The following is a 13,128-nucleotide window of genomic DNA, read 5'->3' as shown; positions in this document are numbered from 1 at the left end:
GGGCCGACACGTCACGCCCCCTTCGGCGGGACGAGCTGGAAGTAGATCGCGGTCATCGAGAAGTTCGCGACGAACAGCAGCATGAACGTGATGACGACCGACTGGTTCACGGCGTCGCCGACACCCTTCGGCCCGCCGCCCGCGTTCATGCCCTTGTACGACGCGACGACCGCCGCGATGAAGCCGAAGACCAGCGCCTTCGCCTGGCCCTGCCACAGGTCCGGCAGGTGGGCGAGCGCGGTGAAGCTGGCTATGTAGGACCCTGGCGTGCCGTCCTGCAGGACGACGTTGAAGATGTAACCGCCCATCACGCCGACGACACTGACGAAGCCGTTCAGGAAGAAGGCGACCAGCATCGTCGCCAGCACCCGCGGCACCACCAGCCGCTGGATCGGGTCGATCCCGAGCACCATCATCGCGTCGAGCTCTTCGCGGATCTTCCGCGCACCCAGGTCGGCGCAGATCGCCGAGCCACCGGCGCCGGCGATCAGCAGCGCGGTCGCGATCGGCGATGCCTCGCGGACCACGGCCAGTACGGCGGCCGATCCGGTGAAGGCCTGCGCGCCGAACTGCTTGATCAGTCCACCGACCTGCAACGCGATCACCGCACCGAACGGGATCGCGACCAGCGCGGTCGGGATGATCGTCACGCTCGCCACGAACCAGGCCTGCTGCAGGAACTCCTTCAGCTGGAAAGGACGACGTACCGACGCCCTCATCGTGTCGAGGGCGAAGGAGAACAGCGAGCCGGCGTGCTTCAGCGGGGCGGTCGCAGACAGGGTCACGTAGCCCCCACGACATCCGTGGCGAACGAACCGGGTGGCGGGGTGACGCCGTTCTCGCGGCACCAGTCACCTGGCGGCCGCTGCGTCGGACGCAGTACGCCGCTGCTCGGCAGCTGCTGGATCGGAATCGGCGGCAGTGGCGGCAGCTCCTGGTCAGCCTCGCGAGCGAGCTCGTCGGCGTCCTTCTCCTCCGACATGCCGATCGGGCCGACGCGCTGCGCGTTCAGGAACTGGCGGACCACCGGCTCCTCGCTGGACAGCAGCATCTCGCGCTGCCCGAACATGGCCAGGTGCCGGTGGTACAGCAGGCCGATGTTGTCCGGGACCGTGCGGGCGGTGTTGATGTCGTGGGTGACGATCAGACAGGTCGCCTGGGTCATCTCGTTCAGATCGATGATGAGCTGGTTCAGGAACGCCGTCCGGACCGGGTCCAGACCCGAGTCGGGCTCGTCGAACAGCAGGATCTCCGGCTCCAGCACCAGCGCCCGGGCCAGCCCGGCGCGCTTGCGCATACCGCCCGAGATCTCGCCGGGAAGCTTGCGCTCGGCACCGACCAGACCGACCATCTCCATCTTCTCCATCACGATGGAGCGGATCTCGGCCTCGGACTTCTTGGTGTGCTCACGCAGCGGGAACGCGACGTTGTCGTACAGGTTCATCGAGCCGAACATCGCGCCGTCCTGGAACAGCACCCCGAACAGCTTGCGGATCTCGTAGAGCTCCCGCTCGCTGCAGGTGGCGATATCGGTGCCCTCGATGTGGACATGGCCGCGATCCGGTTTGAGCAGGCCGATCAGGGTCTTCAGGAATACGGACTTCCCCGTACCGGAAGGGCCCAGCATCACGCAGATCTCACCGGCCGGCAGGGTCAGGGACACGTCGCCCCAGATCAGCTGGCTACCAAAGGATTTGGTGAGACCTTCGACGCGGACTTCTACGCCCACCGGTCCTCCTCACGGGATCTAAGTTCTTGCCCCGAACCGACGAGTACTTCGATTCCAACGAGGGAGCAGTGGCCTAGGTTACGCACGAGTACGGTTTTGCGTAACCCCTCATAGTCAAGCGATTGCGATCCTAGCCAGAGTGAAATGCGAGAAGGGCAGCCTCCTCGCGGAGACTGCCCTTCTCTACACATTCGTTACGTCCCTTAGCGGAACGTAACCGAGGTCACTTGAGCGTGACGGTGGCCCCGGCGCCCTCGAGGGCCTCCTTGGCCTTCTCCGCGGACGCCTTGTCAACCTTCTCCAGGATCGCCTTCGGGGCGGACTCAACCAGGTCCTTGGCCTCCTTCAGACCAAGGCTGGTGAGACCGCGCACCTCCTTGATGACCTGGATCTTCTTGTCGCCGGCGCTCTCGAGGACGACGTCGAACTCGTCCTGCTCGGCGGCCTCTTCGACCGGGGCGCCCGGGGCACCCGGGGCGGCGGCAACGGCAACCGGGGCGGCGGCGGTGACGCCGAACTCCTCCTCGAAAGCCTTAACGAACTCCGACAGCTCCAGCAGGGTCAGTTCCTTGAACTGGCCGAGGAGCTCTTCGGTGCTGAGCTTCGCCATGGTGGCGGTCCTTCCTTAACGGTGAATCACTGAAATGGGGTCGTGCAGTGAGATCGGCCTCAGCTGTCAGCTGCGGCAGTCTCCTCGGTGCTCGCCTCGGCAGGTGCGTCGACCGTGTCCTGCACGGTCTCCTCGGCCGCGGCCTCGGGAGCCGAAGCCCCGTCCGCCGGCAGCGTGTCCTGCAGCGCCGCGAACAGGCGCGCGGCCTGCGACAGCGGAGCAGCGAACAGCGACACCGCTTGCTGCGGAGCCGCCTTCATCGCACCTGCGAGCTTCGCGAGGAGGACCTCACGCGACTCCAGGTCAGCGAGCTTGCTGATCTCGTCAGAGCTGAGCGCCTTGCCTTCGAGCACTCCACCCTTGATGACGAGAAGGGGATTCGCCTTGGCGAAGTCACGCAGACCCTTGGCCGCAACCACCGCATCGCCCTTGATGAAGGCGATGGCCGACGGACCCTCGAGCAACGAGTCGAACGACTCGACACCCGCGTCCTTGGCCGCGATCTTGGTCAGCGTGTTCTTCACCACGGCGTAGTTCACGTCGTCACCGAGCGCAGTCCGCAGATTCCGCAGCTGCGCCACAGTGAGTCCGCGGTACTCGGTCAGCACGGCGCCGTTCGAGCTACGGAACTCGTCCGTCAGCTCTGCGACAGCGGCTGCCTTGTCCGGCCTCGCCATGGGGTCTCCTTCGTTTGGCTTTCTCGCCACAGACCCCTGGAACAAAGAAAACGCCCCTGCACAGGCGGCAAGGGCGTGAACATACAAACTACACTCACACTTCTCATCACCTGCGCGGGCCGCCCACCTGAGTGGGACTTTCAGCTACCTAGGCAGCCACCAGCGGTCTTCGGCAAGGTTCATTGTGCCTGACCGTTCCGCTGGGACCAAATCGGCGGAATCCAGCGATGCATCGCCGCCGCGGCAGCCCATCCCGTCGCGGCCATCACCACGACCGCCGGCCCCAGTCCCAGCACCGCTGTCGCTCCCGCGAGCAACAACGGTCCACCGCCGTTGCCTGCGTCCGCGAACAGGCGGAACGCCCCGAGGAACTGCGCCCGCCCGACTGGTGGCGAGGCGTCGGCCCCGAGCGTCATGATCACTCCCGCACCGAGCCCGTTGCCAACACCCATCAGCAATGCGACCGCAGTGAGCGTCGCAGCCGTATGGGTGAGCGGTAGGAGCAGATGCGCCGTCCCCAGAACGAGCATGGACGGTACGGCGACCCACTTGCGGCCGAAGCGATCCATGACTGAGCCGGCTGGATAGAACAGCAGCATGTCCACCGCACCGGAGAGTCCGAAGATGATGCTGGTGGTCTGAGCGTCCAATCCGATGTGCAGGGCCCACAGCGGTACGACGACCTGACGCGACGCGCGGACTGCGCCGACCAGAAGGGCACCGGTACCGAGAGTTCGCAGTACCGGCAGGTGCTCGCGGATCACGCCCAGCGTGGACTGGGCTGCGACTGGCCTGCTGCCGCGAGTCCGGCGTACCGATTCGATGTCGGGGAGGCTCACGAGGACTATGCAGGCCAGTACTGCGCCGACGAGGTGGACCCAGTAGGCACCGTCGGTTCCGAGGAAGCGCATCGCCAGTGCACCAAGGAACGGGCCGATGAAGGAGCCGATGCGTTGGACACCGCCGAGAGTGGACAGGGCGCGGGCGCGGAGCTCGATCGGCACTGCTTCGCTGAGGTAGGCCTGCCGGGCCAGACCCCACACTGAGCCGGCCAGTCCGGTGACGCCGATCGCCAGAGCGAGTCCCCAGACAGTCGGTGCCAGGAGACAGGCGACCAGGGCCAGTGAGACGAGGACAGTCGCGCCGAGCATCGCGCGGCGTTCGCCGATCTTCGTGGTGAGAGCACCGGCCGGGATGTCGCCGATGACCTGACCGAGACCGGCCGCTGCGACGACCACACCGGCGATGGCGGGTGATGCGCCGAGGTGAGTGGCCGAGACCGCGATGACGGGAGCTATGGCGCCTTGGCCGATGCCGTAGAGCAGTGCGGGGACATAGACCGACGGGGCGATCTTGAGCAGAGCGGCCGGGCCGGCCATCAGCGCACAGCCTGCTGTACGCCGCGGTCTCGTGCTGCAGTGGTTGCGCCGAGGAGTTCTGACACTTCCCAGGCGGCGGGAGCGACCAGTGCGCCTAGCTCGTCCAGTCGCTCCGGAGACATCCGCATCTCCGGACCAGAGATCGACAGGCAGCCGACCACCTGCCCGGAGTAGTCGAAGACCGGTGCGGCGACCGAGCAGATCCCCTGTGTCCGCTCGGTCGCCGACTTGGCGTAGCCCCGCGCACGGATCTCTGCGAACTGTGTGGCGAGGACGTCGGGGTCGGTGATCGTGTTCGGCAGCACCTGCTCGAGCCGCCCGGTCAGCACCGCCACCTGCCGTTCCCAAGGCGAGAACGCGAGCAGCACCTTGCCGGGCGCCCCCTGTGGCAGCGGCACCGGAATGCCGAACTCTGTATAGGTACGGCGCAACTGGTGCCGGCTCTCGACCTGATCGAGCACCATGCGGTGTGCGGTCGGCAGCAACTCGTGCACAGCCGCCGTCTCCTCGGAGTCGTCCCGGAGTCTCCGCAGCACCGGCATGGCCGCGTCGCGCAGTGTCGCCGGGACCCCAGTCGCATGCGCCAACCGGGCGACCAGCGGTCCGATCGCATACCGCCGTTGGGCGGTCTGGCGGATCAGCCCGTTCTCCAGCATCGCCAGCAGCAAGCGGTGCACAGTGCTCGTCGACAACCCGGTCGCCCGGGACAGGTCGCTGATGCCGAGGTCCGGCGTACGGGCGTCGAAGCAGCGCAGGATCGCGACCGCACGGTCGATCGACTGCACCGAACCGCGCTGAATGGTTTCCTGCATGGCAGGATCGTATCCCGCGATGTGGAAAACCTGCCAGCGATTAGGGTCATCCGGTGACGATCACGCAGACGTGGCGACGACTCGACAGTTGGCTGGCCGAGCACGCGCCGGCGACGTACGCCGTACTGGCGCCGCCCGCGACCGATGACGAACTGGACGCGGCTCGTCAGGTGGTCGAGCTACCGCCGGACCTCATCGAGTCACTGCGATGCCACAACGGACTGACCGCCTGGGCGAATCTGCTCCCCGAGGCGCCACCGTCGAGCGCGGCGCAGATCACCGACAACTGGCAGCTGCGGATGGACATCGCGGCGGATGTTGACGGCTTCACGGTGCACCCGTGGAACACCGAGCCCTACTGGCACCTGGCCTGGATTCCCTGGGCGGACGCCGATGGCGATCTGCAGGTCATCGACGGTTCCGGCCGGCTCGGCATGGCCAGCCACGACGGGGTCGGCGATTTCAGCACCGGCTGGCCGGACCTCGCGTCGTACCTCTCGGCCGTTGTCGACGCGCTCCACACGGGGACCGGGGTCAACGGCTGGTACCCGTATCTCACAACCCACCGGGAGCTGTGGTGGGACCGCGGCCCGGATCAGCAGTTCGTCAACGACGAACCCCTGATCCGGGTACCCGTCGTCAGCTGAGGACGGCGAGGGCGTCGATCTCGACGAGCATGTCCGGCAGCGGGAGGCCAGTGAAGACGGTGGTGCGGGACGGCAGGACGCCGCTCGGGGTGCGGGTGGAGACGAACTCGGCGTAGGCCTCGTTCATGGCGGCGAAGTCGTCGCGGGTGGTCAGGTAGACGCGCAGCATCAGTACGTCGTCCAGGCTGCCGCCACCGGCCTTGAGGATCGCCTCGATGTTCTGCAGGACCCGGGTGGTCTGGGCCTTCACGTCGCCGACGAAGACGAACTCGCCGGTCGCGGGGTCGACCGAGCCCTGGCCGGAGACCTGCAGGATGTTGCCCTTGCGGACGCCCTGCGAGAACACCGGCAGCGGTGCGGGTGCGTCAGTGGTGGAGACGGCGGTCTTGTCGGACATCAGGTCGGACACCTCTCAGTTGTAGTCGGCGCTGATCGCCTGGGTGGTGGCGAGCAGCTCAGGCAGGAGTTCGAGCACCTGCTCATAGTTCAGCAGCACATCCGGGACGGACACCGACACGGCCCCGACAACGCGGCCGGCCTGGTCCAGGACCGGCGCACCGATGCAGTTCATGAACGACTCGTGCTCGGCCTTGTCCTGCGCCCAGCCGCGGGTCCGGACTGTGTCCAGCTCGTCGCGCAGGGCATCCGCATCAGTGATGGTCTGCGGGGTGAACGCGTGGTAGTCCAGCGATGCCAGCACCGCCTCACGTTGCCGCTTGGGCTGCGCTGCCAGCAGGATCTTCCCGACCGCTGTGCAGTGCAGAGCCGCCGGTACGCCGATCTGCGAGTACATGCGGAACGTACGCACACTGTCGAGCTTGTCGATGTAAATGACCTCGCCGTTCTCCCACGCTGCCAGGTGAACGGTCTGACCGGTCTTCTGATTCAGCTGACGCAGATGCGGTGCAGCCACTTCCCGTACGACGTGCTGCTCGCGCGCTGCATCCGCCAACGCGAACAAGCGGGAGCCGAGCCGATAGCGGTGCGCCTCATCGCGTCGTACGAAGCGGTCTGCCTCCATGGTGCGCAGCAGCCGGAGCACTGTGGTCTTGTGGACGCCGAGTTCGGTCGCGAGCTGATCCAGCGACCGCTCTCCCTCGCCCAGACTGGCCAGGATCTGCAGGGCTCTCGCGAGGCTCTGGCTCATACCTTCGTCGCCGCCCACTCGTCGTCATCAGCGTTGAGCAGTCTGTCGCGCAGTGCGGGGTCCAGCGGCGCAGCATGGTCTTCCGGTACGGCGAGCACCGCTGCGGCATTCAGATGCCCAAGTCGCAGCCGTTGCTGCATTGGCAGGTCCTGCAGCGTCCCCGCGAGGAAGCCGGCTGCGAACGCATCCCCGGCTCCTACTGGCTCGACCACCTCGACGGTCAGCGCCGGAACCTCGGTACGGCGGCCGTCCGGCTCCAGCGCGACTGCAGTGTGTGCATCGTTCTTGACGACGAGCGTGCAGTCCTTGCCGAACCGTTCGTGCAGTTCAGCGGGGTCATTGGTTCCTGCGAACACCAGCGCCTCATCAGCACCGATCAGTACGACGTCGGCCGCGCGCAGCAACCGCCAGAGCGGCTCCGGGTCCTTGTCGCGCCACAACACCGGCCGCCAGTTCAGATCGACACTCAGAACGAAGTCCCCGCGAAGCTCGTCCAGCATCCGCGCGGTATCAGCGGACAGAGCGGCTGTGATGCCAGTGGTGTGCACGATCCTCGCGCTGCGGAGTCTGTCGGCCACCTCAGGACGCTGCAGGAACGCGGGGCTCATCGCCGACGCCGCGGAGCCGGTTCGGTAGTAGTGCATGCGAGACCGGCCGTCGATCGACTCCTTCACGTACAGAGCGGTCGGCCGGTCCGGATCGATCTCCACACCGTCGACGTCGACGCCACGTCCGCGCAGATCCCGCAGTACCTGCCGGCCGAAGCCGTCATCGCCGAGCCGGGACACCCAGCTCGTCGGTACGCCGAGACCGGCCAGGCCGCCGGCCACATTGCACTCCGCGCCACCCACCGACCGGCGGAACGTCTCGACGTCCTCGAGCGGTCCGGCGGCACCCGCGAGCATGATCATCGCCTCGCCGACGCAGACGACGGCGCTGTCCCCACCCGAATGGCCCGGCCCGAGTTCCGTCTCAGTGCGCGGGTCGGGCATCTGCGCTCCTAGGGACCGGGTGATGGGATAGGTGTGTAACTGCGGTCGTTGACGCAACTTCGAGCGCGATGCTACAACCGTCAGGTCAGAATGCGCAATGAACGTTGCGTATTCTGCAACTACTCCCAGGGGACTCGATGCCTGCTTACGATGCTGCCGCCATCGCCGCGCTTGCCGACGAGCGGGTGAGCCGCCGCGACCGGGTACTGCCGCCCGCCTTCTGGGGCCGGACCGTCGCCGAGGTCCTGGCCGAGCGCCCGCGGTTGTCGCAGCTGCCGACCCCGTTGATGACGCTGTCCGCGCCCGGGGTGCGGCACAACGTCGAGACTCTCGCCCGCTGGTGCGCGCATCACGGCGTCGAGCTCGCGCCGCATGGCAAGACCACGATGGCGCCTGCGCTGTGGGCGCAGCAGCTGGATGCCGGCGCGTGGGCAATCACGCTGGCCAACGTGTTCCACCTCGCGATCGCTCGCCAGTTCGGCGTCCGCCGGGTGCTGATTGCGAACTCGGTCGTCTCCCCGTTGCAGTTGCGCTGGGTCGCCGATGAGCTGGCCCGGGATCCCGAGTTCGAGGTGACGGTCTGGGCCGACTCCGTCCGGACTGTCGAGATCATGGAGGCGGCTCGGTCGGCGCATGTCGGCTCGGACGCGCGACCGCTCGACGTACTGGTTGAGTTGGGTGCACCCGGTGGTCGGACCGGTGCCCGGGACTTCGAGACCGCCGAAGCCGTCGCCTCGGCGGTGGCGGAAGCCTCGACATTGCGACTGGTCGGGGTGGCAGGCTACGAAGGCGCGGTTAGCAGCGGCGTCGACGAGGCCGCGCTGAGCGCCGTACGGGCGTTTCTACGCGACATGGCTGAGCTGCATTCGCGACTCGGCAAGCTGTACGACGAGGGTGTCGAACCGATCGTCACCGCGGGCGGCAGCGAGTACTTCGAGCTGGTGGCCGAGGTACTGGGTCCGATCGACGATGCCCGGGTCGTGCTGCGTTCCGGCGCCTACATCTCGCACGATGACGGGCTCTATCGGCGGGTGTCACCACTGGGCCAGTCACCGCGCACCGACGGCGAGCAGTTGGTCGCGGCGATGCACGGGTGGATGCGGATCACCTCGCAACCCGAGCCAGGGCTGGCGATCTTCGACGCCGGGCGACGGGATTTCCCGGTCGACCAGGACATGCCCGAGCCGCAGCTGATCCGGCCGCGCTCGGCTGGTGAGCCGGTGCTCCCGGCGACCGGCATGACGGTGACCAAACTGAACGACCAGCACGGTTATCTGCGGTTCGGCGAGGAGCCGGTGGTGATCGGCGACGAACTCCGGGTCGGTCTCTCGCACCCGTGTACCGCGTTCGACAAGTGGGGGTTGATCCCCGTCGTGGACGACCCGGACGCGGCCGATCCCGTCGTCGTCGACCTGATCCGGACGTACTTCTGAGATGGCAGACCTGCTGATCACCGGTGCCACGATCCTGGACGGCACGGGCGCACCCGGTTTCGTCGCGGACGTCGCCGTCGACGCCGGCCGCATCGTCGCTATGGCCACCACCCAGGCCAACCGATCCCGACCTGGCGACGACCTGCTGACCACGAATTCGGCCGACCGATCCCGGCGCACTGGCGATCTGCCGACCACCGGCTCGGCCGACCGGTCCCGACGCGGCAACGACCTGCCGACCGCCGCCCGGACGATCGATGCCACCGGGCTCGTGCTCTGTCCCGGCTTCATCGACATGCACGCACACTCCGACCTGCAGATCCTGGCGACGCCGGACCACACCGCCAAGGTCAGTCAGGGCGTCACGTTGGAGGTCCTCGGTCAGGACGGTCTGTCGTTCGCGCCGATCGACGACCCGACCAGGGCCGCGCTCCGCCGCCAGATCGCCGGCTGGAACGGCGAACCGGACGACTTCGACTTCTCCTGGTCCACGGTCGCCGGCTATCTGGATCGCCTGGATCAGGGAATCGCGTGCAATGCGGCCTACCTGGTCCCGCAGGGCACGCTGCGGATGATGGTCGTCGGCACCGACAACCGCCCGGCCACTCCCGCCGAACTGGCGCAGATGATCGAGCTGCTCACGCAAGCATTGCGCGACGGCGCGGTCGGGATGAGCAGCGGCCTCACCTATACGCCAGGCATGTTCGCCACCACCGACGAACTCGTCGAGCTGTGCCGCGTCGTCGCACAGCACGGCGGCTACTACTCCCCACACCAGCGCTCTTATGGACAAGGCGCTCTCGACGCGTACGCCGAGATGGTCGAAGTGGCGCGCCGCTCCGGCTGTGCTCTGCACCTGACCCACGCGGTGATGAACTTCGGCCCGAACCAAGGCCGCGGCGCCGACCTGATCGCGATGATCGACAAGGCGCTCGCCGACGGTCTCGACGTCACCACTGACACCTACCCTTATTTGCCTGGGGCAACAACTCTCGCGGCGACCTTGCCGAGCTGGACGGCCGAGGGCGGCCCGGATGCCCAGCTGGACCGGTTGCGGGATCCGGCGACCCGGGCCAGGATCGCGCACGAGATGGAGCAGGTCGGCTCCGACGGCTGCCACGGCTGTGTGATCGAGTGGAACACGATCGAGATCGGCGGCGTCCGCAACCCCACCCTCGGCGACGCCGTCGGCCGGACCGTCCAGGACCTCGCGGTCCGTCGCGGTCAGCCGGCTGCCGACGTCTTCTTCGACCTGCTGATCGCGGACGACCTCGGCACCTCGATCCTGCAGCACGTCGGGCACGAGGAGAACGTCCAGACGATCATGCAGCACTCGAGCCACACCGGCGGCTCGGACGCGATCCTGGTCGGCGGCAAACCGCACCCGCGCTCGTGGGGCACCTTCCCGCGCTACCTGGGTCGGTATGTCCGCGAGCTCGGCGTCCTGGAATTGGCCGACTGCATCCACCACCTCACCGGCCGACCGGCTCGGCGTCTGCGGCTCACCGACCGCGGACTCGTCCGGGAGGGCTACCGGGCCGACCTGGTCCTCTTCGATCCGGACACCGTCCACGACACCGCCACCTTCGACAACCCCCGGCAGCAGGCCGAAGGCATCCCGTACGTCTTCGTCAACGGTGTCCCCGTCATCGACGACGGCCACCGGACCGACGCACTGCCCGGCCGCGCCATCCGCCGTACTGACGTCTGAGAGGACCTCCTTATGACCAACACACTGGACCTGCTGCGCACCGATCGCGTGCTGACCGTCGTCAGAGCGCCGGAGATCGCTGACGCCCGGGACCTGTGCGCAGCGTTGGTCGCCGGCGGCATCCACGTCGTGGAGCTGACCTTCACGACCCCGGACCTGCCGCGCCATCTGGAACGCGCTGCCTCGACGGCCGACGAAACCGGTGCCGTGGTCGGCGCCGGGACTGTGCAGACCGCTCTGCAGGCGCAGCAGGCAATCGACGCGGGCGCGCAGTTCCTGGTGACACCTGGTCAAGGTCCGGAGGCGTCCGCGATTGCCGCAGCTGCGCAGACAGCCGGCATCACGGTGGTGTTCGGTGCGTTCACGCCGTCCGAGGTGATGTCCGCACTCGCGCTGGGATCGTCGGCGGTCAAGATCTTCCCGGCTCACCAGCTCGGGCCGAAGTACCTCAAGGATTTGCGCGGACCGTTCCCGGAGGTGCAGCTGATCCCGTCGGGCGGCATCAACGCCGGAAACGCCAGGGACTATCTGGAGGCCGGAGCGCTGGCTGTCAGCGCGGGCACCGACGTGGTCTCCCCCGCCGATGTCTCGGCGGCCGATTGGCAGGCCATCACTGCGAAGGCCAAAGCCTTCGTGGCCGCGATCAACTGACCGTGATGCTGCCATAGCTGGACCGTAGAAAGAGGCGATGAGTCGAGGTCGGGTCGTTGTTCGGACCGAGCTCGACGGAGCCCTGCGCCGCGACCGCATTGATGGCGTACGTCGTCGTACCGGGCACCCGAACGTTGAGCGAGCCATCGCTCACTGTGGCCATCACTTGCTCCGGCGGGTCGTCGAACTGGAGGGAGAGCGACCCCCGTCGGGCGTCGATCGACACTTGGGGGCTACGCATCCGGTTCATCGTCACGGACCCTTCGCTGGCATCGATCTGTACCTTCGCCGTCAGACCCGAGACGTTGAGTGAAGCCCCTTCGGCCTTGGCCTGCACGGCAACAGCGACCGGGACCTCGACGGTCAGTTCGACCTCGCAACTGCTGTCCGGGCAGGTGGTCCGGACATCCAGCACGCCGTCGACGGTCCGGACGTCGACCTTCGGCTCTTGCGCCCCATAGGTCCCGTCGACGGTCACCCGCACCTGGCTGCCCGCGCCACCGATCACGTTGGCCGGAACCTCCGAGTAGATCCGCACCCCCTGTGGCGCGGTCGCGAAGCTGGACGAGTAGTCGAAGGGAAGCTTGCCGCGAATCGTCGCGACCGTGACCGCGGCACCGGCGACCACGAGCACCACCAGTGGCACCACACCGATCAGCAGCATCCGACGCTGCGCTGTACTGAGTGCCATCAGCTGTCCAGGAACCGCAACACGGCCAGGACCCGGCGGTGCTCGCCCTCGGTCGACGACAGCCTCAGCTTCTGGAAGATGCTGCTGATGTGCTTCTCGACAGCACCCTCCCCGACCACGAGCGCCTGCGCGATGCCGGTGTTCGACTTGCCCTCCGCCATCGCCCGCAGGACCTCTTGCTCGCGCGGACTCAGCGCGGCCAACGGATCCGCCTTGCTGGACCGCACCAGCAACTGCGAGATCACCTCCGGGTCCAGCGCTGCACCCCCGCCGGCCACGCGGCGCAATCCGTCGAGGAACTGATCCACGTCGGCCACCCGGTCCTTCAGCAAGTACCCGACGCCGCCCGGGTTGCTGCCGATGAGCTCGCTCGCGTACCGCTCTTCGACGTACTGGGAGAGGACCAGCACACCCGTGTCCGGATACTGCTCGCGGAGCACGAGCGCTGCCCGCAGCCCCTCGTCGGTGAATGTCGGCGGCATCCGCACGTCGACCACGCAGACATCCGGCCGATGCTCGGCGACTGCCTTCAGCAACTCGTCACCGTCGCCGACCGCCGCGACGACCGTGCACTCCTGCTCCTCCAGCAGTCGCACGATGCCCTCGCGGAGCAGCACCGAGTCCTCGGCGATCACGACTCGCAGGCTGG

At 67.4% G+C, this 13,128-nt stretch carries 15 protein-coding genes; 4 read left to right on the top strand and 11 right to left on the bottom strand.

From position 1 onward, the window contains the following. Nucleotides 1–11: 11 nt before the first annotated feature. The 6 genes from ACFTSF_RS13870 to ACFTSF_RS13845 all read right to left on the bottom strand — a co-directional run bounded on the left by ACFTSF_RS13870 (nt 12) and on the right by ACFTSF_RS13845 (nt 5,207). The gene (locus tag ACFTSF_RS13870; RefSeq protein WP_380154822.1) at nt 12–719 is read right to left on the bottom strand and encodes an MlaE family ABC transporter permease; all 708 of its coding nucleotides are present in this window, start codon (nt 717–719) and stop codon (nt 12–14) included. Between the two features lie 62 nt (nt 720–781). Continuing rightward, complete coding sequence (locus ACFTSF_RS13865; protein ID WP_344144560.1) at nt 782–1,729, bottom strand: ABC transporter ATP-binding protein; 948 nt, start codon at nt 1,727–1,729, stop codon at nt 782–784. Between the two features lie 223 nt (nt 1,730–1,952). Continuing rightward, nucleotides 1,953–2,339 carry a 50S ribosomal protein L7/L12 gene (rplL, locus tag ACFTSF_RS13860; RefSeq protein WP_344144558.1) on the bottom strand — a complete coding sequence of 129 codons (387 nt, stop codon included), beginning with the start codon at nt 2,337–2,339 and terminating at the stop codon, nt 1,953–1,955. Between the two features lie 59 nt (nt 2,340–2,398). Beyond that, nucleotides 2,399–3,016 carry a 50S ribosomal protein L10 gene (rplJ, locus tag ACFTSF_RS13855; RefSeq protein ID WP_344144556.1) on the bottom strand — a complete coding sequence of 206 codons (618 nt, stop codon included), beginning with the start codon at nt 3,014–3,016 and terminating at the stop codon, nt 2,399–2,401. 179 nt (nt 3,017–3,195) lie between these two features. Next, nucleotides 3,196–4,395, bottom strand: coding sequence for an MFS transporter (locus tag ACFTSF_RS13850; protein ID WP_380154160.1), 1,200 nt, complete (start codon nt 4,393–4,395; stop codon nt 3,196–3,198). Further along, a complete protein-coding gene (locus ACFTSF_RS13845; RefSeq protein WP_380154159.1) occupies nt 4,395–5,207 on the bottom strand; it encodes an IclR family transcriptional regulator in 813 nt (270 codons plus the stop codon). Before ACFTSF_RS13845 ends, ACFTSF_RS13850 begins: the two co-directional genes overlap by 1 nt. Before the next feature lie 53 nt (nt 5,208–5,260). Between ACFTSF_RS13845 and ACFTSF_RS13840 the strand changes: the two genes are divergently transcribed. Beyond that, nucleotides 5,261–5,854 (top strand): hypothetical protein, encoded by a 594-nt coding sequence (locus ACFTSF_RS13840; RefSeq protein WP_380154158.1) that lies wholly within the window; start codon nt 5,261–5,263, stop codon nt 5,852–5,854. On the opposite strand, the gene ACFTSF_RS13835 is transcribed toward ACFTSF_RS13840, so the two are convergent. Genes ACFTSF_RS13835 through ACFTSF_RS13825 form a run of 3 tightly spaced genes read right to left on the bottom strand, consistent with a single transcriptional unit; the run spans nt 5,847 to nt 7,993 of the window. Next, nucleotides 5,847–6,251 carry a RidA family protein gene (locus tag ACFTSF_RS13835; RefSeq protein ID WP_344144549.1) on the bottom strand — a complete coding sequence of 135 codons (405 nt, stop codon included), beginning with the start codon at nt 6,249–6,251 and terminating at the stop codon, nt 5,847–5,849. The two genes, ACFTSF_RS13840 and ACFTSF_RS13835, sit on opposite strands and share 8 nt — an antisense overlap. 15 nt (nt 6,252–6,266) lie before the next feature. Continuing rightward, nucleotides 6,267–7,001, bottom strand: coding sequence for an IclR family transcriptional regulator (locus tag ACFTSF_RS13830; RefSeq protein ID WP_344144547.1), 735 nt, complete (start codon nt 6,999–7,001; stop codon nt 6,267–6,269). After that, nucleotides 6,998–7,993 (bottom strand): sugar kinase, encoded by a 996-nt coding sequence (locus ACFTSF_RS13825; protein WP_380154157.1) that lies wholly within the window; start codon nt 7,991–7,993, stop codon nt 6,998–7,000. Before ACFTSF_RS13825 ends, ACFTSF_RS13830 begins: the two co-directional genes overlap by 4 nt. Before the next feature lie 137 nt (nt 7,994–8,130). On the opposite strand from ACFTSF_RS13825, the gene ACFTSF_RS13820 reads away from it, so the two are divergent. The 3 genes from ACFTSF_RS13820 to ACFTSF_RS13810 are packed head-to-tail and all read left to right on the top strand — an operon-like array spanning nt 8,131 to nt 11,788. After that, on the top strand, nt 8,131–9,426 hold the full coding sequence (locus ACFTSF_RS13820) for an amino acid deaminase (protein WP_380154156.1): 1,296 nt from the start codon (nt 8,131–8,133) through the stop codon (nt 9,424–9,426). 1 nt (nt 9,427) lies between these two features. Next, on the top strand, nt 9,428–11,137 hold the full coding sequence (locus ACFTSF_RS13815) for an amidohydrolase family protein (RefSeq protein ID WP_380154155.1): 1,710 nt from the start codon (nt 9,428–9,430) through the stop codon (nt 11,135–11,137). Nucleotides 11,138–11,149: 12 nt separating this feature from the next. Beyond that, the gene (locus tag ACFTSF_RS13810) at nt 11,150–11,788 is read left to right on the top strand and encodes a bifunctional 4-hydroxy-2-oxoglutarate aldolase/2-dehydro-3-deoxy-phosphogluconate aldolase (protein ID WP_380154154.1); all 639 of its coding nucleotides are present in this window, start codon (nt 11,150–11,152) and stop codon (nt 11,786–11,788) included. On the opposite strand, the gene ACFTSF_RS13805 is transcribed toward ACFTSF_RS13810, so the two are convergent. Beyond that, nucleotides 11,781–12,479 (bottom strand): DUF4097 family beta strand repeat-containing protein, encoded by a 699-nt coding sequence (locus ACFTSF_RS13805; RefSeq protein ID WP_380154153.1) that lies wholly within the window; start codon nt 12,477–12,479, stop codon nt 11,781–11,783. The genes ACFTSF_RS13810 and ACFTSF_RS13805 overlap by 8 nt on opposite strands. Then, complete coding sequence (locus tag ACFTSF_RS13800; protein ID WP_344145577.1) at nt 12,479–13,123, bottom strand: response regulator transcription factor; 645 nt, start codon at nt 13,121–13,123, stop codon at nt 12,479–12,481. Before ACFTSF_RS13800 ends, ACFTSF_RS13805 begins: the two co-directional genes overlap by 1 nt. Between the last annotated feature and the right edge of the window lie 5 nt (nt 13,124–13,128).

The organism is Kribbella sp. NPDC056951 (assembly GCF_042674205.1).
Taxonomy (GTDB): Bacteria; Actinomycetota; Actinomycetes; order Propionibacteriales; family Kribbellaceae; genus Kribbella; species Kribbella yunnanensis.
This window is presented reverse-complemented; position numbering and strand designations above follow the sequence as displayed.